Origin of the sequence: Streptomyces antioxidans (assembly GCF_000968685.2) — a bacterium.
GTDB classification, from domain to species: Bacteria; Actinomycetota; Actinomycetes; order Streptomycetales; family Streptomycetaceae; genus Streptomyces; species Streptomyces antioxidans.
Window position 1 is genome coordinate 16,420 of the sequence record NZ_LAKD02000015.1, and the last position, 20,757, is coordinate 37,176.

Here is a 20,757-nt window from a genome sequence, read left to right on the forward strand (position 1 = left end):
CCGGACGTGACGGGGGTCACTTGTCGCTCTCGGCCGCCAGTACGGCCTGCATCACGTGCTTGGCGATCGGGGCGGCCAGCTTGCCGCCGGCGATGTCGCCGCGGAGGGTGTTGGACCCCTCGATGACGACCGCGACCGCGACCGGCGAGCCGTCCTCCCCCTTGGCGTAGGAGATGAACCACGCATAGGGGTTCTTGCTGTTGGCGACGCCGTGCTGCGCGGTGCCGGTCTTGCCACCGACCGTGACGCCCGGGATCTGGGCGCTGGTGCCGGTGCCCTCCTTGACCACGGTCTCCATCATGCTCTGGAGCTTCTGGGCGTTCTCCGAGGTGAGCGGCTGGCTCATCTGCTCCGGGTCGGTCTGCTCGATGGTGTTGAGGTTCGGGGCGCGCAGCGAGTCGACCATGTACGGCTTCATCAGCTTGCCGTCGTTGGCGACGGCGGCGGCGACCATCGCCATCTGCAGCGGGGTGGCCCGGTTGTCGAACTGGCCGATGGCCGACATCGCGTTGCCCGGCCGGTCCATGTCCTCGGGGTAGACGCTGGCGTAGGCGCGGACGGGGGTGTCGACCGTCTCGTTGAAGCCGAACTTCTCGGCCTCCTCCCGCACCTTCTCCTGGCGGAGGTCGTCACCGAGCTTGCCGAAGACCGTGTTGCAGGAGTAGCGGAGTGCCTGCCGCAGCGAGGCGTTCTTGCAGGGGATGTTCCCCTCGTTGGGCAGGTTCTGGCTGGACAGCGGGAGCTTCCAGGGGTCCGGGGAGTCGGTCGCCGCGTCGATGTCGGTGTACTTGCCGTTCTCCAGCGCGGCCGCGGCGGTGACGACCTTGAAGGTCGAACCGGGCGGGTAGGTCTGACGGAGCGCCCGGTTGAGCATCGGGTCGTCCTTGTCCGTCTTCGGCTGGAGCCCGAGCCACGCCTTCTTGTCCTTGGAGGTGGCGCCCGCGATCTTCGACGGGTCGTAGCTCGGGGTGGAGGCGAGGGCGAGGATCTTGCCGGTGCGCGGGTCGAGCGCGGCGACGGCGCCCTTCTTGTCACCGAGGCCCTGGAACGCGGCCTCCTGGGCCTTGCGGTTCAGGGTGGTGATGACGTCGCCGCCCTTCTGCTTCTTGCCGGTGACCATGTCGATCGTCCGGTTGAAGAAGAGGCGGTCGTCGTTGCCCGTAAGGATGCCGTCCTCGATGTTCTCGATCTGGTTGGCGCCGTACGCCTGTGAGGCGAATCCGGTGACCGGCGCCCACATGGGGCCGTCCTTGTAGGTGCGCTTGTACTTGAAGTCGATGCCGTTGGTCTCGGCGGATCCGGTGATCGGCTGTCCGTCGACGATGATGTTGCCGCGCGGCTGGCTGTAACGGGCGATCAGGACCCGGTGGTTGCTCTCGTGGTTCTTCAGGTCGTCGGCCTGGACGTACTGGATCCAGTTGTCCCGCACCAGCAGGGCGAGGACGAGGAGTCCGCAGAAGATCGCGATTCGGCGCAGGGGCTTGTTCACGGTCGGACCACCTGGGTCATCTCGGCGTCTGTGGTGGGGGCTGGCATCGGCGCCGGGCGGCGCGCGGTGTCGCTTACCTTGATCAGAATGGCGACGAGCGCCCAGTTGGCGATGACGGACGAACCACCCGATGCGATGAACGGCATGGTCATACCGGTCAGCGGGATGAGGCCCATCACACCGCCCGCGACGACGAAGACCTGGATGGCGAAGGCCGCGGACAGGCCGATGGCCAGCAGCTTGCCGAACGGATCACGGGCGGCGAGGGCGGTGCGCACACCACGCTCCACGATCAGGCCGTAGAGCAGCAGGAGCCCCATGGTGCCCGCGAGCCCCAGCTCCTCGCCGACGGTGGCCAGGATGAAGTCGGAGTTGGCGGCGAAGCCGATGAGGTCGGAGTTGCCCTGGCCGAGGCCGGTGCCGAAGACGCCGCCCGAGCCGAAGGCCATCAGCGCCTGGGCGATCTGGTCGCTGCCTCCGGCCTTGGCCACCGCGAAGGGGTCGAGCCAGGCGTCCACACGCGACTGGACGTGCGGTTCGAAGGTGGCGACGCCGACCGCTCCGGCCGCGGACATCAGCAGACCGAAGACGATCCAGCTGGTGCGCTCGGTGGCGACGTACAGCATCACGACGAAGAGGCCAAAGAACAGCAGCGAGGTGCCCAGGTCGGTCTCGAAGACCAGGATGAGGATGCTGATCCCCCAGACCACCAGGATCGGGCCGAGGTCGCGCCCGCGCGGCAGGTACAGGCCCATGAAGCGGCGGCTGGCCAGGGCGAGCGCGTCCCGCTTGACCATCAGATAGCCGGAGAAGAACACGGCGATGATGATCTTGGCGAACTCACCGGGCTGGATGGAGAAGCCGCCGATGGTGATCCAGATGCGGGCGCCGAAGCGGGCCGGGAAGAACATCGGCAGGATCAGCAGGATCAGCGCCACCACCATGGAGATGTAGGTGTAGCGCTGGAGGAGACGGTGGTCCTTGAGCAGGATCAGCACGCCGACGAAGAGGGCGACGCCCAGCGCCGAGTAGATCAGCTGGTTGGGCGCCGAGGGCGAGAAGACCGTATGGGCGTCCTCCGCCCGCTGGGCCAGCCGCCTGGACTGGTCGAGACGCCAGATGAGCACCAGCCCCAGCCCGTTGAGGAGCGTGGCGATCGGCAGCAGCAGCGGGTCCGCGTACGGCGCGAACTTCCGGACCACCAGATGGCCGACCCCGGCCAGCAGACCGAGGCCCAGGCCGTAGCTGAGCATGCCGGAGGGCATCTCGTCGCTGAGCGCCAGACCCGCGTTGGCGTAGGCGAAGACCGGGATGATCACCGCGAAGACGAGCATGGCCAGCTCGGTGTTCCGCCTGCTCGGCGGCCCGGCCGTACTGATCGTCGTCGTGTTGGTCGTACTACTGCTCATGCGTGGACGGCCCCTTACGGCTTCACTGCTGGGTGCTGCTGCACTGCGGGACCAACTTCTTCTCCTCCTCCGAGAGGGTGGGGCCGGGCTGCGGAGTGGGAGATGCCGTCGGCGTGGGCTTGCTGGTGGCCTTGGCTGCGTGCGCCCCGAGCTGGTTCTCGTTCTTCTGGTCCCCGGGCTTGCCGCCGCTGCTCTGGGACGGGTCGGCGCTGCTGGAGCCACCTCCGCTGGGCGCCTTGTCGTCCTTGTCCTTGCCCTTGCCCTTGTCGCCGGGGGTGAGGTCCTTCTGGCTCTCCTCGGCGCTCTTCTGGGCGTCGGCCTTCTTGCAGGCGCTGGCGAGGGTGGCGAGGTCCTTGGTCTTGTCCTGGGCCTGGCCCAGTCCGCTGACCGTGATGGTGTCCTCCACACGGCCGCGCTGGTCGGCCGGGAGGTACTTGAGTTCGATCTCGCGGTGGTCCTCATGGACCTTGTTGAGCTTGATCCAGGCCAGATCCTGGCTGATGCCCTGGTAGATCGCGACATGGTCGCCATTGGAGCCCACGTAGTACTGCGTCTGGGTCCAGCGATAGCCGCCGTAGAGGCCGCCACCGATCACGGCGAGGCCGAGCACGATGAAGAGCGACCGCTTGGCCCATGTCTTGCCGCCGCCCTTCTTGGTGAAGTCGCCGTCGGCGTAGTCGCCGTAACTGCCATGCGGCATACCGCCGATGGCCGGAGCGCCGCTGCCGGGCGGTCCGAAGCCGCCGTGCGCGTCGCCCTGCTGCGGCGGTACGGACCGGCCGAGCTCGGCGGCCCGGCCCGCGGGGGTGTGCGCGGCGCCGCCGTCCCCGAGCGGGACCTGGTTCTCGGCGACCGCGCCCACGATCACGGGGGTGTCGTTGAGCTGGGCGGCGAGGGTGTCGGCGCCGTCGACGTCGAGGACGTCCGCGACGATGCAGGTGATGTTGTCGGGGCCGCCGCCGCGCAGGGCGAGCTGGATCAGCTCCTGCACGGTCTCGTGGGGGCCCTGGTAGCTGGCGAGGGTGTCCTCGAGGGTCTGGTGGCTCACGACGCCGGACAGGCCGTCGGAGCAGATCAGATAGCGGTCACCGGCCCGGACCTCGCGGATGGAGAGATCGGGCTCCACATGGTCGCCGCTGCCCAGCGCGCGCATCAGCAGGGAGCGCTGCGGGTGGGTGCCCGCCTCCTCCTCGGTGATCCGGCCCTCGTCGACCAGGCGCTGCACCCAGGTGTGGTCCTGGGTGATCTGGGTGAGCACCCCGTCGCGCAGCAGATACGCGCGCGAGTCGCCCACGTGCACCAGACCGAGCCGCTGGCCGGTCCACAGCAGGGCGGTGAGCGTGGTGCCCATGCCCTCCAGCTGCGGATCCTCCTCGACCATGACGCGCAGCTGGTCATTGGCCCGCTGTACGGCACTGCCGAGGGACGTCAGGATGTCCGAGCCCGGGACGTCGTCGTCGAGCTGGACGAGGGTGGAGATCACCTCGGAGCTGGCGACCTCACCGGCGGCCTGCCCGCCCATGCCGTCGGCGATCGCGAGCAGCCGGGGACCGGCGTAGCCGGAATCCTCGTTCCCCTCCCGGATCATGCCCTTGTGCGATCCGGCCGCGAAACGCAGTGACAGACTCATGCGCACCTCGCCCGTCGGCTCCGGGTACAGCCCCTTGCCAACCACGCTGCCCACCCTCCGGTCGTCATGGTCCTACTACTTCCGCAGCTCGATGACGGTCTTGCCGATACGGATCGGCGCACCCAGCTGAATCGGTGTCGGTGTGGTGAGTCGGGTCCGGTCGAGATAGGTGCCGTTGGTGGACCCGAGATCCTCGACGATCCACTGGCCGTCACGGTCGGGGTAGATCCTGGCATGCCTGCTGGAGGCGTAGTCGTCGTCCAGCACGATTGTTGAATCGTGCGCACGGCCGAGGGTGATGGTCTGCCCCTGCAGGGCGACCGTGGTGCCGGTGAGCGTGCCCTCGGAGACCACCAGCTTGGTGGGGGCACCGCGGCGGCCGCGGCCCCCGGACTGCTGGCGCTGCGGCGGCGGCGCGCTCTGCTGCCGCTGTTGCTGCTGCTGCGCTTGCGGCCGGTCCGGGCCGCCGCGCCGCGCGGAACCGCGCTGGGTCACGCGGGTCCCGAACAGGTCGCTGCGGATGACCTGGACGGCCACGATGACGAACAGCCACAGTACGGCGAGGAAACCCAACCGCATGACCGTGAGGGTCAGCTCTGACATTGCCCCCGCTTCACCCTTCGGCTTGCCGGTAAACGATGGTGGTGCTGCCCACGACGATCCGCGAGCCGTCGCGGAGCGTAGCGCGCGTGGTGTGCTGTCCGTCCACCACGATGCCGTTCGTCGACCCGAGATCCTGGATGGTCGGTGGGGTTCCGACCCGGATCTCACAGTGTCTGCGGGAGACACCGGGATCGTCGATCCGCACGTCAGCGTCGGTGGAGCGGCCCAGGACCAGCGTGGGCCGGGAGATCTGGTGGCGGGTGCCGTTGATCTCGATCCAACGCCGGGTCTGACCCTGCGGCTGGACTCCGGCTCCGGCCGCCGCTCCGCCGCCGCGGGGCGCCGGACGGGCGGCGGGGGGCGCGGACGGCATCGGCGGGGCACCGGCGGGCTGGGCGGGGTAGCCGTAACCGCCGGGGCGCTGCTGCGGGGCCACTCCGGCACCGGCGCGGCCCGCCGCGGGCTGCTCCGGGCTCTGGGACTCGCTGGAGGCCAGGGTCCGGCTGCGCACCCGGTACAGGCCGGTGTCGAGGTCATCGGCCTTCTGCAGATGGACCTTGATGCCGCCCATGAAGGTGTATCGCTGCTGCTTGGCGTAGTCGCGGACCATTCCGGCCAGCTCGTCGCCGAGCTGGCCGGAATACGGGCTGAGCCGCTCGTAGTCGGGCGCGCTCAGCTCGACGATGAAGTCGTTGGGGACGACCGTCCGGTCGCGGTTCCAGATCGTGGCGTTGTTGTCGCACTCGCGCTGGAGCGCACCGGCGATCTCGACCGGCTGGACCTCGGACTTGAACACCTTGGCGAAGGTGCCGTTCACGAGGCCCTCGAGACGCTGCTCGAAGCGTTTCAGTACTCCCACCGGGCACCTCCTTCCTCAGTCGTGCTCTGGGTCGTCCTGGTACTGCTTACTGATCGTATCCACGCGTCGGGAAATCGGGTGGTTCCCCTTCCTGGCCCTGTGGAGCAGTGTCACCCCTCACAGGGATCGTAGAGGTGCCCTGACGACAGTGTCCCGCAACCGTGACGCTCCACGGACGGGTGGGTGCGGGGGCCCCGGTAACGGGTGTGATCGCACCCCAGGGGGCGTGCTAGTGTTCTGGATGTCGGAAGGCGCTCCACACGGACCGGGCGGATCACGAAGATCGGATCGGGGAGCGGGGCGAGTGGCCGGACGGCGGCACCCATGCGCGGGTGGCGGAATAGGCAGACGCGCTGGATTCAGGTTCCAGTGCCCGAAAGGGCGTGGGGGTTCAACTCCCCCCTCGCGCACCAGTCGGAGCGGGTCTCTCCGGAGTGACGAAAGTCGCTCGGAGGGGCCCGCTTCGCGTTTGTCCCGGACTTCCTCAGAAAGCGGCAGGGGCCTCCCCGAGGAGGGGAGACCCCTGCTGTCTGGGCCGTCTGAGCCGCCTGAGGTCAGGTAGGACCGGAGCGGGCTGGTTGGGCGGGTCGGGCGGAACGGTCGGATCGGGCTGGGGCGGGCCGGTCGGATCAGGCGGCGGCGAAGCGCGTGGCGAGCTCCTTGGCCTTGGCCGCGGCGTCCTCGTGGGCCTTCGTCTTGGAGGCGTCAGCGAGCTCGATCAGATCGGCCATGGCCGGATTGGTACGGGCCAACGTGAGTTCCGGCACAACGAAGGTGACATCGAGGCCGAGGCCGTCTTCGCCCAGGGCCTTCCCGAGGTAGTTCGTCACGAACTCGAAGCTCTCCCGCGGGGTGCCCGGGCCGTAACCGCCGCCGCGGCTGGCGACGACGACCGCCGGGGTGCCCGAGGTGGTGGTCTCCCCGCCGCCCGAGGTGCGGCCCATGATGATCACGTGGTCCAGCCACGCCTTGAGGGTGGAGGGAATCGTGAAGTTGTACATGGGGGCGCCGATCAGGACCACGTCGGCCTGCTCGAGCTCCCCGGCAAGGGTCTCCCGGAGGGCGAAGGCGGCGTGCTGCTCGGAGGTGCGCTGGTCGGCGGCGGCGAAACCGGCGGCTGCAGCGAGGCCGTCCAGGTGTGGCAGCGGCTCGGCGGCCAGGTCGCGATAGATCACCGTGCCGCTCGGGTGCTGGGCCTCCCACTCCTTGCGGAAGGTGGCCGTGACCGAGCGGGAAGCGGAGGCTTCGCCGGGGAAGACGGAGGTGTCGAGGTGCAGAAGGGTCGGCATGGATGCCTCCAGTGACAAGGTTCGGGAAGGAGCCAGTAATACCTACGTACCTACAGAAGGCACAGTAGCTTACTTTTTCGTAGTCCCGAACCAGAACGCAGTAGTCTGTATTCCATGGCGAAGGATCGTGGGGACCACAACGAGCAGGCCTGCAAGCAGGTCGACGGCGAGATGACGCGGTTCTTCGAGCTGTTCGGCAAGCGATGGACGGGACTGATCGTGGCCGTGCTGACGGAGCAGGGGGCGTACTTCGCCGAACTGCGGCGGGCCATCCCGGGGATCAGCGAGCGGATGCTGTCGGACCGGCTCACCGAGCTCACCACGGCGGGCCTGGTGGTGCGGGAGGTCGACGCGGGGCCGCCGCTGCGGGTGGCCTATCGGTTGACGGACGCGGGGAGGGCGCTGGAGCCCGCGCTGAAGGAGCTGTCGCGGTGGGCGGAGAACCATCTGCCCTCGGGCGGTGAGGACTGTCCGAAGCAGTTCCGGGGCTGAGCCGGAGCGCTTTTTGATCCGGGGCCTGCCCGCTTCTTGATCTGGGGCCCGCGTTCTGATCGGGGACCGCGTTCTGATCTGGGGTTTTGCCATGATCGTCAAGGTTTTCCACAGGCTCTGACGGGGTGGGTCGACAGGGGGTACGGTCGGCTCAGTCGATTCAGTCGATGTCGTGTGCGAGAAGGGCGGGGGCGCGATGACGGACGACCGGAGCGTTCAGGGCGGCGGAAGCGGCGGAAGCGGCGGAAGCGGCGGAAGCGGCGGGCGCCGGGGTGACGGCGGCGGTGAGCGGGGGCCGGGCGGCGGGGATGCCGCGGGCGGGGCGGTCCGGCGGCTGCCGCCGGTTCCGGGCTTCGCCGTATGGCGGGGCGAGGGCCCCTCTCCCCGGCAGCGGGGCAAGGCGCTGCGCAAGAGCGTGCCGCGCTCGGCGCATTCCGAGCCGCCGAGGGACACCGGGCGGCCGGACCCGGTGGCGGCGGTCGAGCGGTCCAACGCCGGGCGGCTGCCGGAGCTCACCCCGATCCGGGTGGGGCGGATGGCCGCGAACCCCTTCTCGTTCCTGCGCGGGGCCGCCGGGCTGATGGCGCATGACCTCACGACCACGCCGGTGACCGGCATCGGGGCCCAGCTGTGTGGCGATGCCCACGCCGCCAACTTCGGGATCTACGGGGATGCCCGCGGTGGCCTGATCATCGATCTCAACGACTTCGACGAGACCGTCCACGGTCCGTGGGAGTGGGATGTGAAGCGGCTTGCGGTCTCGCTGGTGCTGGCGGGCCGGGAGGCGGGCGCCGACGAGGACACCTGCCGGGTGGCCGCTCAGGACGCGGTGGGCGCGTATCGGCGCACGATGCGGCTGCTGGCCAAGCTCCCGGCGACGGAGGCGTGGAACGCGATCGCGGACGAGGAGCTGGTCTCCCACACGGACGCCAAGGACCTGATGGGCACGCTGGAGCGGATCTCCGAGAAGGCCCGGCGGAACACCAGCGCGCGGTACGCCGCCCGGGCCACCGAGCCCGTGCCGGGCGGGGAGGGCTCCTCCGGGCGGCCGGAGGCCCGGCGCTTCGTGGACGCGCCTCCGGTGCTGCGGAGGGTGCCGGACGAGGAGGCGGCGGCGGTGGCCTCCTCGCTCGCCGGGTATCTGGGCACCCTGCCGGAGGACCGGCTGCCGCTGCTCTCGCGGTACGAGGTGCACGATGTGGCCTTCCGGGTGGTCGGCACGGGCAGTGTGGGCACCCGCTCCTATGTGGTGCTGCTGCTCGACCACCGGGGCGAGCCGCTGGTGCTCCAGGTGAAGGAGGCGCGGCCCTCCGCGCTGCTGCCGCATCTGCCGGAGGCCGGTTTCGAGGTGCCGGACGTCACACACGAGGGGCGGCGGGTGGTGCTCGGCCAGAAGCGGATGCAGGTGGTCAGCGACATCCTGCTGGGGTGGACCACGGTGCGGGGGCGGCATTACCAGGTGCGCCAGTTCCGCAACCGCAAGGGGAGCGTGGACCCGGCGGCGCTGGCCGCGGACCAGATGGACGACTACGGGCGGATGACCGGGGCCCTGCTGGCCCGGGCGCACTCCCACAGCGCGGACCCCCGGATGCTGGCCGGTTACTGCGGCAAGGGGGAGGAGCTGGACGAGGCGGTGGCCGCCTTCGCGCTGGCGTACGCGGACCGCACGGAGGCGGATCACTCCGCGCTGGTCATGGCGGTGCGCAAGGGACGGATAGCGGCCGAGATGGGGGTGTGAGGCACAGGCGGAGTGGGGGTGTGAGGCACAGGGCGGGGTGTGACCTCCATCGCCGATCACCGCCGGACGTAGTCTGAGCGGGTGACGAATCCGGAAGCGCAGCAGCAGGGACGGCAGTCGATGTCGGACGCGGAGGCCCAGGCGGAGTCGCACGACCGGTCGCCGGAGCCGCCGGAGTCGCCGGAGTCGCCGGAGTCGCCGGAGGAGACCCAGGCCGCCGAGCGGCTGGAGCGGGCGGTGCGCGCGGCCGAGCAGGCGCTGATCGAGTTCGAGATAGCGGTGGAGACCTTCCGGGTGGAGGTGGAGAACTTCTCCCGGCTCCACCACCAGCGGCTCGGGCCGATGTACTCGCGCCTCGACGAACTTGACGCGCTGATCGCCGAGGCGCTCGCGGCCCGGACCGGTGATCCGGAGGACCTCCGCAAGGCCCGTGAGGCGCGGGGGCTGGTGCAGCCGATGCCCGGGGTGGAGGAGCTGTTCCACGGCTGGATCGACTCGGACGGGCTCTCGCCGGAGGCGGCCGCGATGCTCACCGAGCGGCCCGTGCAGCCGCCGCCACGGGTGCGGCCGAGCGAGGAGGCCCGCCGGATCTACCGGGACCTGGCCCGTAAGGCCCATCCGGATCTGGCCGAGGAGGAGGCCGAGCGGGAGCGGCGCGGTGCCTTCATCGTGCGGGTCAACGCGGCGTACGCGGCCGGGGACGAGGAGGCGCTGCGGGCGCTGGCCGAGGAGTGGGAGGCCGGTCCGCCGCCGCCGGAGCGCCGCGCGAGCCGCAGCGAGGAGCTGTACGCCCGGCTGGAGTGGCTGGCCGAGCGCAAGGAGATGCTGGCCGCGGTCGCCGCTGAGCTGGAGTCGAGCGCGATCGGCGCGATGATCAAGATGGCGCCCGAGGACCCCGATGGGCTGCTGGACGAGATCGCCGAGCAACTGCTGGCCCAGGCCTCGGAGAAGGAGGCCCGGCTCGCGGAGCTGGTGCGGTAGTAGGTTTGCCGCAGCTGTCGATGTCGTGTGAGAGGTGTGTCCGATGCATTTTGCCCAGCTTCCCCAGGTGGAGGCGGCGGCGGTACCGGCCGATGGCCTTCTGCTGGACGTCCGGGAGGACGACGAGTGGGCGGCCGGGCATGTCGAGGGTGCGCTGCACATCCCGATGGGCCAGGTCGTGGCGCGGTTCGACGAGCTGACCGCGGCGGTAGGCGAGGGGCGCCGGGTGCATGTGATGTGCCGGGTCGGCGGCCGTTCCGCGCAGGTGACGCAGTATCTGGTCGCACAGGGGCTGGACGCGGTGAACGTGGACGGCGGAATGCTCGCCTGGGACGCGGCGGGCCGGTCGGTGGTGAGCGGCCCCGACGGCACCGCCGAAGGGGCCTTTGTGCTCTAGAGGTTTCCCTAATGATCTTGACGGCTGGGCTTCCCCGCTGACCGGTGGCGCGCGCGGTTCCGCTCAGCGGGCGGCGTCGGCCGGGCGGCGGGCGATCAGCCGAGGGGGTGGGCGGCGAGGAGTTCGCCCAGTGCCTCCTCATGGGCGGCGGCGGATCCCAGTGAGAGCTCCAGCTGTTTGCCCCAGGCGTGGTAGCGGTGCAGCGGGTAGTCGGTGACCGCGCCGAAGCCGCCGTGCAGATGCTGGGCGGTCTGGACGACGCGGCGCACCCCCTCGGCGGCCCAGATCTTGGCGACGGCGACATCGCCCGCGATGGGCAGCGCCCCGCTCGCCGTGGGCCGTGCCTCGTCCAGGGACAGCCGCCAGGCCGCCTGGCACAGCGTGGCCTCCATGGCCCGCAGATCGATATAGCGGTCGGCAGTCTGCACGGCGACCGCCTGGAAGGTGGCGAGCGGGAAGCCGAACTGCTCGCGCTGGCTCACATAGGAGCTGGTGAGGTCCAGCACCGCCGAGCCGAGGCCCAGGGTGAGGGCGCAGACGCCGGTGGTGAGAAGATCGCGCAGCCACTCCCAGGCGCCGTCGGCGGTCAGCACCTCGCGGTAGGCGAGCCGCGCCCCGTCCAGCCGGACCTCGGCCTGCCGCTCACCGCTGGTGGAGATCTGCTCCTCGAGGGCGACGCCCTCATGGTCGCGGGGGACCAGGGCGAGGACCGTAACCCCCTCACCGGTGTGGGCCGGGACCAGCACACGATCGGCGCCGTGGGCCCAGGGGACCGCGGTCTGGACGCCGTCCAGCACCCAGCCCTCGCCGTTCCGCCGTGCCTGGACGGCGAGTTCGGCCGGGCCATGTCCGGTGCGGCCGCTGGCCGCCACGGTGAGGACCAGCTCACCGCGGGCGGCCCGGGGCAGCACCTCGGCACACAGCTCGTCTCCGCCGTAGCGCTGTACGGCCAGTGCGGCGGCGCTGGACTCCAGCAGTGGCACCCGGGCCAGCACCCGGCCGCATTCCCGCAGCACCAGGCAGAGGGCGAGCGGATCCAGGCCCGAGCCGCCGTGCCGGGGGTCGAGGGTCAGGCCCAGCAGATCGCCCTCGGCGAGCTTCCGCCACAGCGCGCGGTCGAAGTCGTCGGCGACGGCCCCCGCGGTCAGCGCGGGGCTGGGCACGCTGTCCGGTGTGACGGAGGAGAAGACGGCCTTCGCAGCCTCGACGGCCGCCTGCTGCTCCTCGGTGAAGGTGAAGTCCACTGTCCGTACCTCCCGCGCCGCGGCTATATCTGACGGCCCGTCAAGATAGAACAGGTTCTACAAGAAGGGAACGCCGGTGCCGCGCCCGGGGCCGGTCAGCGGTCGAAGTCCAGCTCCACCCGCTCGCCCACCGGATGGGACTGACAGGCCAGCACATAGCCCGCCGCCACCTCGTCCGGCTCCAGCGCGAAGTTCCGGTCCATCCGCACCTCGCCCGAGACCAGGAAGGCCCGGCAGGTGCCGCAGACCCCGCCCTTGCACGCGTACGGCGCGTCGGACCGATTGCGCAGCACGGTCTCCAACAGCGGCTCCCCGTCCTGGACCGGCCAGGTGCCCGAGCGGCCGTCCAGGGTCGCCGTGACCGAGCTGTGCGAGGCGGCCGAGGCGGGGCCCGGTGCGGGGACGCCCTCGGCGGGGGCCGCGTCCACATGGAAGATCTCCTGGTGGACCCGGCCGCGGGAGACCCCGAGGCCGCGCAGCGCCCGCTCGGCGGAGCGCACCAGACCGTAGGGCCCGCACAGGAACCAGCCGTCCACCGAGGCGACTGGCAACAGCGCCGGGAGCAGCCCGGTCAGCCGCTCCTCGTCGAGCCGCCCGGACACCAGCCCGGCCTGCTGCTCCTCCCGGGAGAGCGCGCACACCAGTTGGAACCGGTCGGGCCAGCGGTCCTTGAGGTCGGCGACCTCCTCCAGGAACATCGTCGAGGCCGCGGTGCGGTCGCTGCGGATCAGACAGAAGCGCGCCTCGGGCTGCCGACTGAGCAGTGTGGCGGCGATGGAAAGCACCGGGGTGATTCCGCTGCCGCCGACGACCGCCGCGAAGTGGCCGGGACGGGGCTCCAGGACGAAACGGCCGGCCGGGGCCATCACCTCCATGACCTCGCCGACCGCCAGCTCCTTGAGGGCATAGGTCGAGAACTCACCGCCCTCGACCAGCCGCACCCCGATCCGCAGGAACTCCGGGCCCTCCGCGCCCGGGGCCGGGGCGCAGAGCGAGTACGTCCGCCGGATCTCCGCGCCGTCGGCGAACCGGCGCACCGCGATGTGCTGCCCCGCCGCGAAGCGGAACGTCTCCCGGAGCGCGGGCGGCACCAGGAGGGTGACCGCCACCGCGTCATCGGTGAGCCGGTCGACCGCCGCCACCCGCAGCGGGTGGAACGCGCCGTGGCGGGGCGTGACCCGCTTCACCGCCTCCGCGGCCATCACAACTCCTTGAAGTGGTCGAACGGTTCGCCACAGGCCGCGCAGCGGCGCAGCGCCTTGCAGGCGGTGGATGAGAAGCGGCTGAGCAGCTCGGTCTCGGTCGAGCCGCAGTGCGGACAGCGCACGGCCAGGGCCACCGGGACCGGACCGCCCCCCGCCGCCGCGTCGAGCGGTGCGGGCGGCGCTATGCCGGACTCCGCCAGCTTGCGGCGGCCCTCGGCGCTGATCGCGTCCGTCGTCCAGGGCGGGGAGAGGACCGTACGCACGGCGACCTCGGGGACGCCATGGTCATGGAGCACCCGCTCGATGTCGGTAGCCATCGTCTCCACCGCCGGGCAACCGGTGTACGTGGGGGTCAGCTCGACCTCGACCCGGCCCGGCCCCAGCAGCCGCAGCCCCCGCATCACCCCCAGCTCGGCCAGGGACACCATCGGCAGCTCCGGGTCCGGCACGGCTCCGGCCAGCCGCAGCAGCTCCTCCTCCAGCGGGGTGAGGCCGGTGCCGGACGCGGACGGCGTGGGCGCCGCGGGAGGTGTGGGGGGCGTGGGTGCGGGGGAGGGCCCGGGCGTCACCATGTCGCCCCCGGGTGGCTGCGGTGGAGATGCTGCATCTCCGCGAGCATCCGGCCGAACGGCTCGGTGTGGATGCCCTGGCGCCCCGCGCCGGCCGCCCAGCCGCCGCGCCGCGGCCCCTCGGGCAATGCCAGGGTGGCGCGCTCCAGGACCGAGGTGATCCGGGTCAGCCAGGCGTCATGCAGGGTGGGCCACTCCACCTCGCACCCCTCGACCGGTTCGAAGAGCTCACCGGTGAACCGCCAGAGCGCGTCCAGCCCCCGCCGCATCCGCTCATGGCTCTCGTCCGTGCCGTCGCCGAGCCGCAGGGTCCAGTGCTCGGCGTGGTCGCGGTGGTAGGCCACCTCCTTGACCGCCTTGGCGGCCAGCGGGGCGAAGGGGCCGGTGCCGCGCGCCAGCCGCTCGTACAACAGCTCCTGGTAGGTGGAGAAGTAGAGCTGGCGGGCGATGGTGTGGGCGAAGTCCCCGCCTGGCTGCTCGACCAGCTGGACGTTGCGGAACGCCCGCTCCTCGCGCAGATACGCCAGCTCGTCCTCGTCCCCGGCGAGGGAGAGCAGCACCCGGGCCTGGCCGAGCAGGTCCAGAGCGATATTGGCGAGCGCCACCTCCTCCTCCAGCACGGGGGCGTGCCCGGCCCACTCCCCCAGCCGGTGGGAGAGCACCAGCGCGTCATCGCCCAGGGCGAGGGCCGCGGTCATAGGTGCCGCACCCCTTCCGGGATCGCGTAGAAGGTGGGGTGGCGGTAGGGCTTGTCGGCGGACGGCTCGAAGAACGGGTCCCGCTCGTCCGGGGAGGAGGCGGTGATCTCGGCGGACGGCACGACCCAGATCGAGACGCCCTCGGAGCGGCGGGTGTACAGATCCCGCGCGTTCCGCAGGGCCATTTCCGCGTCGGGGGCGTGGAGGGACCCGGCGTGGGTGTGCGACAGTCCGCGCCTGCTGCGGACGAACACCTCCCACAGCGGCCACTCGGCGCTCGGGCTGCCGCTCATGACTGTGCCTCCCCATGCTTGGCCGCGTACGCCACGGCTGCCTCGCGCACCCACGCGCCTTCCTCATGGGCCCGGCGGCGCTGGGTGATCCGCTGCTCATTGCACGGCCCGTTTCCCTTCAGCACCTCGCGGAACTCGGTCCAGTCGATCGGGCCGAAGTCGTAATGCCCCCGCTCCTCGCTCCACCGCAGCTCGGGGTCGGGGAGGGTGAGGCCGAGGGATTCGGCCTGGGGGACGCAGATGTCGACGAAGCGCTGGCGCAGCTCGTCATTGGAGTGGCGCTTGATATTCCAGGCCATGGACTGGGCGGAGTGGGCCGAGGCGTCGTCCGGCGGGCCGAACATCATCAGCGACGGCCACCACCAGCGGTCCACCGCGTCCTGCGCCATGGCGTGCTGGGCCTCGGTGCCCCGGCTCAGGGCCAGCAGCAGCTCGTACCCCTGGCGCTGGTGGAAGGACTCCTCCTTGCAGATGCGGACCATCGCCCGTGCGTAGGGCCCGTAGGAGCAGCGGCACAGCGGGACCTGGTTGGTGATCGCGGCGCCATCCACCAGCCAGCCGATGGCGCCGACGTCGGCCCAGGTCAGCGTGGGGTAGTTAAAGATTGAGGAGTACTTCTGACGGCCGCTGTGGAGCTTGTCCAGCAGCTCGCCCCGGCTGGTGCCCAGGGTCTCCGCCGCGCTGTAGAGATACAGGCCGTGGCCCGCCTCGTCCTGGACCTTGGCCATCAGGATCGCCTTGCGCCGGAGCGAGGGGGCGCGGGTGATCCAGTTCGCCTCCGGCTGCATGCCGATGATCTCGGAGTGGGCGTGCTGCGCCATCTGCCGCACCAGCGTGGCCCGGTACTCATCGGGCATCCAGTCACGCGGCTCGATGCGCTCGTCCGCGGCCAGGGCGGCGTCGAACACCGCCTCGTACGCCCCCGCGTCCGCCGCCATCGTCGTCATGCGAAGCCCCTCCGCCATCCGTCTCCGCCGACCGGCCAGCCGACCGACCGATCGTTCGGTTCAATGGTGTGCTGAGGAACGTAGGGTGTCAACCCTGTGGATAACAGCCCTGTGGATAACGCTGAGGACGCTGTGCCGAGTGGTTCCGCATCGGTACGGTGCCGGGGGCGCGGGGGCCACGGGGGCGTACGGCCGACCGGCCAGTGCGAAGACCTGGACCATCGGGAGCGGGGCGGGGCATGGCGGACACGGAGCCGGAACCGGCGGGACGGGAGCCGACGGGACCGGAGCCGCAGCAAGGGGAGCCGGCGGGACCAAAGCCGACGGGCCCCGAGCCGGGGGAATCGGAGCCGGCGGAGCCGACGGCCCCGGCGCCCGACGGCGACGCGGCGGAACCGCTCACCACCCTCTCCCTGCCCGCACAGCTGATCATCGCGGTGGCCATCGCGGTCGCCGCCGTCGCCGCCGCGATCCATCTCTCGGCGGCCTTCCTGAACGTCTCGCCGCCCAACACCCTCACCAAGCGCCACGGCGCGGCGATAGACGACTACGTCTACCCGGAGTTCGAACGGGTCTGGAAGCTCTTCGCCCCCAACCCGCTCCAGCAGAACATCGCCGTCCAGGCCCGCGCCCAGATCCGCACCCCCGAGGGCGGCACCGCGACCACCGGCTGGCGCGACCTCTCGGCCCAGGACGGCGCGGACATCCGCCACAACCCGCTGCCCAGCCACACCCAGCAGAACGAGCTGCGCCGCGGCTGGGAGTTCTACGTCGGCTCGCACGACGCGAAGGAGCGGCCGCAGGGGATGCGCGGCAACCTCTCCGAGCAGTACGTCCGCCGGATCGTGGCGCTCCGCCTCGGCCGCGAGGAGGACGGCGGCACCGTGGAGCGAATACAGGTGCGCTCCGCGACCACTCCGGTGGCCCCGCCGCCCTGGAGCGACGAGAAGATCGACACCAAGACGTTCTACCGCACGCTGCCGTGGTGGACCGTGACCTCCGCTGACCTCCCGGAGGCCAAGCGCCCGTGACCCCCTCCGCCCGCCTCCAGACCGCCGTGGCGCGTGGCTACACGCGCGTCACCGCCTCCGCGCTCGGCCCCCGGCAGAGCGCCGTCGTGCGCATCGGCTTCTCCTTCACCTGGCTGCTGTTCCTGGTGCGCGAATGGCCCCACCGCCGGGAGCTGTACGGGCCGGACGCCCCGTGGAACTGGGACATGGCCGCCCGGCTGATCGACGGCAACCGCGCCTTCAGCGCGCTCATGTGGTCCGACAGCACGGTGTGGTTCGAGATCGTCTACGCCCTCGCCATCGTCTCCAGCGCGCTGCTGCTGGTGGGCTGGCGCACCCGCACCATGTCCGTGCTGTTCATGATCGGGGTGCTGTCGCTGCAGAACCGCAGCATCTTCGTGGGGGACGGCGGCGACAACCTCATCCATCTGATGTCGATGTATCTGGTGCTGACCCGGTGCGGTCAGGTGTGGTCCCTGGACGCGCGCCGGGCGGCCCGGGGCGGGGCGGACCGCGCGTGGCCGCCGCGCGACACCACGGGGATCGTGCTGTGGGCCGTCACCGGGACCGCTCTGCTCTGGGCGCAGCTGTTCACCGACGCCCGGCTGTACCTGACCGCCGACGGCCCGCTGCCCGGGCTGGGCTGGGGCACCGTCCTGTGGGGGCTGTGGCTCGTCCACGCCGGATGGTGGTTCGTCAGGCGTTACGCGCCGGGGGAGCCGCGCATCGTCATGGACGCGCTCGCCAAGGTGGCGCACAACGGCGCCCTGTTGGTGATCATGGCCGAGGTGTGTCTGCTGTACGCCTCGGCCGGGTGGTACAAGATCCAGGGTTCGCGTTGGCAGGACGGCACCGCCCTCTACTACCCGCTGCATCTGGACTACTTCTCGCCCTGGCCCTGGCTGGCCGACATCGTGGCGTCCAGCGGCACCCTGGTGATGGTGCTGACCTACGGAACGGTCATCGTCCAGGTGGCCTTTCCGTTCACCCTGCTCAACCGCCGGGCCAAGAACGCCATGCTCGTCCTGCTGATGCTGGAGCACCTCGGCATCGCCGTGCTGCTCGGGCTGCCGTTCTTCTCGCTCGCGGTGGTCGCGGCGGACGCGGTCTTCCTGCCGACGAACGTCCTGCGCTGGGCCGAGGCCCGGCTGGGCCGGGCCCGGGACCGGCTGGCGGCGCGCTCCGTATGGCTGCCCGGGCAGCGGGCGCGGGAGAGCGACGAGGTATCGCCGGACGGCACCCTCGTACGCTGAGGGGATGATCGATGACGAGTCGGCGCGGGCCGTACGGCACTGGCGCGCGACGGCCCCCGACACCGTGCTGCTGGACGGCTTCCACGCGCTGAAGCACGCCCTGCGGTTCGGCGCGGAGGTGCGCGCCGCGGTCACCAGCGACAGGGCGGCCGCCGTGGGGCTCGCCGAGGACCTGGCCGACGACCTCACCGAGGTGATCGGGGACCTTCTGGTGGAGGTCGATGCCGGGACCCTGCGCGATCTGGTGCCCAGGGTGCATCCCACCCGGGTCGCCGCCCTCGCGGTCCGGCGGGGCCGCCAGACGAACCTGGACGAGCTGTCCCGGCGGCCCCGGCAGGCCCCGGTGGTCGTCCTGGACAATCCCCGCAACCTGGGGAACGTCGGGGCCGTGGTCCGGCTCGCCGCCGGGTTCGGGGCCACGGGCGTGGTCACCACCGGCGATATCGACCCCTGGCATCCGAACGCCGTCCGCTCGGGCGCCGGGCTTCACTTCGCCACCGCGGTCGAGCGGCTGCCGGGTGACGCGCTTCCGGAGGGGCCGCTGTACGCCCTGGATCCGGAGGGGGAGGACATCCGGTCCATGACCGTCCCCGATGACGCGCTATTCGCCTTCGGCTCCGAGCGGCACGGGATCTCGCCGGAGCTGCGGAAGCGTGCCACGAGGCTGGTGGCCCTCCCCATGCGGCCACAGGTGTCCAGCTACAACCTGGCCACCAGCGTGGCCATGGCCCTCTTCCACTGGGGCGGCCCCGCCCACCCGGCCTAGGCCCGGCCCGTCCTGCCTCCAGGCCCGGCCCGTCCTGCCCAGGCCCGATGGGTGGGGCGGAGTGCGCGGTGACCGGCCCCGAGCCGCCCCGCCCATCGGGCCCGCTACTCCGCCGGGCGGCGGACCTCGACCATCCGGAAGCGGCTGGCCACGAACGCTCCGTCGCACAGCGCGGCATTGGCCGACCGGTTGCCGCCCGTGCCGTGGAAGTCCGAGAACGCCGCGGTCTGGTTCACATACACCCCGCCGGTCAGATTGAGCGACAGCTGGGCGCACTCCTCCAGACACGCCTCCTCGATCAGCCGCTCCGCCTCCGGCGAGGTGGTGTACGCCCCGACCGTCATCGCGCCCTTGTCCCGGGTGGTCCGGCGCAGCAGCGCGACCGCGTCCTCCGTGGAGGCGACGGCGACGGCGAAGGAGACCGGGCCGAAGCACTCGGCCAGATAGGGCGCGTCCGCGTCCGCCCCCTCCCAGAACTTCCGCGCGCCGTCCGCCTTGACCATCAGCGGTGTGCGGACGGTGGCGCCCGGGAAGTCGGGGTGGGTCACCGTACGGGAGGCGAGGGCGACCGCGCCCAGGCCGGGGGCGGCCTCCAGCCGCTCCTGGACCCGCGGGCCCACGATCGCGCCGAGCAGCGCGCTCGCCCGTGCGTCGTCGCCCAGCAGCCCGTCCACCGCCGCCGCCAGGTCGGCCACCACCTCGTCATAGGTCTTGGGACCGGCGTCGGTGGTGATGCCGTCGCGGGGGATCAGCAGATTCTGCGGGGTGGTGCACATCTGGCCGCTGTAGAGGGACAGGGAGAACGCCAGATTGGCGAGCATGCCGTGGTAGTCGTCGGTGGAGTCGATCACCACCGTGTTGACCCCCGCCTTCTCCGTGAAGACCTGGGCCTGGCGGGCGTGGGTCTCCAGCCAGTCGCCGAAGGCGGTGGATCCCGTGTAGTCGATGACGCGGATCTCGGGGCGGACGGCGAGGACCTTGGCGATCCCCTCGTCCGGCCGCTCGGCCGCCAGCGCCACCAGATCCGGGCTGAACCCCGCCTCCTTCAGCACCTCCCGCGCCACCTGGACCGTCAGCGCCAGCGGCAGCACGGCCTGGGGGTGCGGCTTGACCAGCACCGGATTGCCGGTGGCGAGCGAGGCGAAGAGACCCGGATAGCCGTTCCACGTCGGGAAGGTGTTGCAGCCGATCAGCAGGGCGACACCGCGCGGGACGGCCGTGAACGTCTTGCGCAGCCGCAGCGGGTCGCGCTTGCCCTGAGGCTTGGACCAGTCGGCGGCGCCCGGGGTGCGGGTCTGCTCGGCGAACGCGTACGCCACCGCCTCCAGACCGCGGTCCTGGGCGTGGGGGCCACCGGCCTGGAACGCCATCATGTACGCCTGGCCGCTGGTGTGCATGACGGCCTGGGCGAACTCATGCGACCTGGCGCCGATCCGGGCCAGGATCTCCAGGCACACCATGGCCCGCGCCTCGGGACCGGCGTCCCGCCAGGCGGGCATCCCCGCCCGCATCGCCGGGAGAAGCACCTCGATGTCCGGATGCGGATACTCCATGCCCATCTCCGCTCCGAACGGAGAGACCTCGGAGCCCGCCCAGCCGTCGGTGCCCGGCTGCTCAAGCTCGAAGCGCTTGCCGCGCAGCGCCTCGAACGCCGCCTGGCCCTCGGCGACGCTCAGGCTCGGCCGCCCGCCCTGGCCCTCGCCGCCGTAGGCCTTCGGGTGCTCGGGGTGCGGGGACCAATAGGCGCGGGTACGGATCGCCTCCAGGGCCTGGTCGAGGGTGGGGCGGTGCTCTTGCGTCAACTGCGCGGTGGTGAGTGCGGCGGTCACGACTGACCAACTCCTCGTCGAGCTGGGGCTGGGCTGGATTGGGCTGGGGCTGGGCT

The 20,757-nt window shown here is 71.3% G+C and carries 20 protein-coding genes and 1 tRNA gene; 8 read left to right on the plus strand and 13 right to left on the minus strand.

Annotated elements, in window-relative coordinates:
• Positions 1-16: 16 nt before the first annotated feature.
• The 5 genes from VT50_RS07895 to VT50_RS07915 form a co-directional block, all read right to left on the minus strand.
• Entirely contained in the window at positions 17-1,489 is a 1,473-nt protein-coding gene (locus VT50_RS07895) for a peptidoglycan D,D-transpeptidase FtsI family protein (RefSeq protein ID WP_046088791.1), read from the minus strand.
• Entirely contained in the window at positions 1,486-2,898 is a 1,413-nt protein-coding gene (locus VT50_RS07900) for an FtsW/RodA/SpoVE family cell cycle protein (RefSeq protein WP_046088792.1), read from the minus strand. Before VT50_RS07900 ends, VT50_RS07895 begins: the two co-directional genes overlap by 4 nt.
• A 22-nt stretch (positions 2,899-2,920) precedes the next feature.
• On the minus strand, positions 2,921-4,528 hold the full coding sequence (locus tag VT50_RS07905) for a PP2C family protein-serine/threonine phosphatase (RefSeq protein WP_046088818.1): 1,608 nt from the start codon (positions 4,526-4,528) through the stop codon (positions 2,921-2,923).
• A gap of 75 nt (positions 4,529-4,603) precedes the next feature.
• Entirely contained in the window at positions 4,604-5,131 is a 528-nt protein-coding gene (locus VT50_RS07910; protein WP_046088793.1) for an FHA domain-containing protein FhaB/FipA, read from the minus strand.
• A 10-nt stretch (positions 5,132-5,141) separates the two neighbouring features.
• The gene (locus tag VT50_RS07915; protein WP_046088794.1) at positions 5,142-5,990 is read right to left on the minus strand and encodes an FhaA domain-containing protein; all 849 of its coding nucleotides are present in this window, start codon (positions 5,988-5,990) and stop codon (positions 5,142-5,144) included.
• A 326-nt stretch (positions 5,991-6,316) separates the two neighbouring features.
• On the opposite strand from VT50_RS07915, the gene VT50_RS07920 reads away from it, so the two are divergent.
• Positions 6,317-6,403 (plus strand) — tRNA-Leu (locus tag VT50_RS07920).
• A 216-nt stretch (positions 6,404-6,619) separates the two neighbouring features.
• Here VT50_RS07920 and VT50_RS07925 read toward each other — a convergent pair.
• Positions 6,620-7,279: an FMN-dependent NADH-azoreductase gene (locus VT50_RS07925; protein WP_046088795.1), complete on the minus strand. Its 660-nt coding sequence runs from the start codon at positions 7,277-7,279 to the stop codon at positions 6,620-6,622.
• A gap of 114 nt (positions 7,280-7,393) precedes the next feature.
• Here VT50_RS07925 and VT50_RS07930 point away from each other — a divergent pair, with 114 nt between their 5' ends.
• The 4 genes from VT50_RS07930 (at position 7,394) to VT50_RS07945 (ending at position 10,887) form a co-directional block, all read left to right on the plus strand.
• Positions 7,394-7,771 carry a winged helix-turn-helix transcriptional regulator gene (locus VT50_RS07930; protein WP_046088796.1) on the plus strand — a complete coding sequence of 126 codons (378 nt, stop codon included), beginning with the start codon at positions 7,394-7,396 and terminating at the stop codon, positions 7,769-7,771.
• A gap of 196 nt (positions 7,772-7,967) precedes the next feature.
• Positions 7,968-9,509, plus strand: coding sequence for a DUF2252 domain-containing protein (locus tag VT50_RS07935; protein ID WP_078840886.1), 1,542 nt, complete (start codon positions 7,968-7,970; stop codon positions 9,507-9,509).
• A gap of 120 nt (positions 9,510-9,629) precedes the next feature.
• Positions 9,630-10,490: a hypothetical protein gene (locus VT50_RS07940; RefSeq protein ID WP_046088797.1), complete on the plus strand. Its 861-nt coding sequence runs from the start codon at positions 9,630-9,632 to the stop codon at positions 10,488-10,490.
• A 43-nt stretch (positions 10,491-10,533) separates the two neighbouring features.
• Positions 10,534-10,887, plus strand: a complete 354-nt coding sequence (locus tag VT50_RS07945) for a rhodanese-like domain-containing protein (protein WP_046088798.1) — start codon at positions 10,534-10,536, stop codon at positions 10,885-10,887.
• Between the two features lie 95 nt (positions 10,888-10,982).
• On the opposite strand, the gene VT50_RS07950 is transcribed toward VT50_RS07945, so the two are convergent.
• From VT50_RS07950 to paaA, 6 genes are all read right to left on the minus strand, one after another.
• Entirely contained in the window at positions 10,983-12,131 is a 1,149-nt protein-coding gene (locus VT50_RS07950) for an acyl-CoA dehydrogenase family protein (RefSeq protein ID WP_046088799.1), read from the minus strand.
• Positions 12,132-12,226: 95 nt separating this feature from the next.
• Positions 12,227-13,333, minus strand: coding sequence for a 2Fe-2S iron-sulfur cluster-binding protein (locus VT50_RS07955; protein WP_046088800.1), 1,107 nt, complete (start codon positions 13,331-13,333; stop codon positions 12,227-12,229).
• Entirely contained in the window at positions 13,333-13,908 is a 576-nt protein-coding gene (gene paaD, locus VT50_RS07960; protein ID WP_240529080.1) for a 1,2-phenylacetyl-CoA epoxidase subunit PaaD, read from the minus strand. The genes VT50_RS07955 and paaD overlap by 1 nt, the downstream gene beginning before the upstream one ends.
• Entirely contained in the window at positions 13,902-14,603 is a 702-nt protein-coding gene (paaC, locus tag VT50_RS07965; RefSeq protein ID WP_046088801.1) for a 1,2-phenylacetyl-CoA epoxidase subunit PaaC, read from the minus strand. The genes paaD and paaC overlap by 7 nt, the downstream gene beginning before the upstream one ends.
• On the minus strand, positions 14,600-14,896 hold the full coding sequence (gene paaB, locus VT50_RS07970) for a 1,2-phenylacetyl-CoA epoxidase subunit PaaB (RefSeq protein WP_046088802.1): 297 nt from the start codon (positions 14,894-14,896) through the stop codon (positions 14,600-14,602). The genes paaC and paaB overlap by 4 nt, the downstream gene beginning before the upstream one ends.
• On the minus strand, positions 14,893-15,843 hold the full coding sequence (gene paaA, locus VT50_RS07975; protein ID WP_046088803.1) for a 1,2-phenylacetyl-CoA epoxidase subunit PaaA: 951 nt from the start codon (positions 15,841-15,843) through the stop codon (positions 14,893-14,895). Before paaA ends, paaB begins: the two co-directional genes overlap by 4 nt.
• 239 nt (positions 15,844-16,082) lie before the next feature.
• Here paaA and VT50_RS07980 point away from each other — a divergent pair, with 239 nt between their 5' ends.
• From VT50_RS07980 to VT50_RS07990, 3 genes are read left to right on the plus strand one after another with little or no spacing between them, the layout of a single operon-like run.
• On the plus strand, positions 16,083-16,874 hold the full coding sequence (locus VT50_RS07980) for a DUF5819 family protein (protein WP_046088804.1): 792 nt from the start codon (positions 16,083-16,085) through the stop codon (positions 16,872-16,874).
• On the plus strand, positions 16,871-18,106 hold the full coding sequence (locus VT50_RS07985) for an HTTM domain-containing protein (protein WP_046088805.1): 1,236 nt from the start codon (positions 16,871-16,873) through the stop codon (positions 18,104-18,106). Before VT50_RS07980 ends, VT50_RS07985 begins: the two co-directional genes overlap by 4 nt.
• Before the next feature lie 4 nt (positions 18,107-18,110).
• Positions 18,111-18,872 (plus strand): TrmH family RNA methyltransferase, encoded by a 762-nt coding sequence (locus VT50_RS07990; protein WP_046088806.1) that lies wholly within the window; start codon positions 18,111-18,113, stop codon positions 18,870-18,872.
• 104 nt (positions 18,873-18,976) lie between these two features.
• Here VT50_RS07990 and paaN read toward each other — a convergent pair whose 3' ends face one another.
• Positions 18,977-20,701 carry a phenylacetic acid degradation protein PaaN gene (gene paaN, locus VT50_RS07995; protein ID WP_046088807.1) on the minus strand — a complete coding sequence of 575 codons (1,725 nt, stop codon included), beginning with the start codon at positions 20,699-20,701 and terminating at the stop codon, positions 18,977-18,979.
• Positions 20,702-20,757 lie beyond the last annotated feature (56 nt).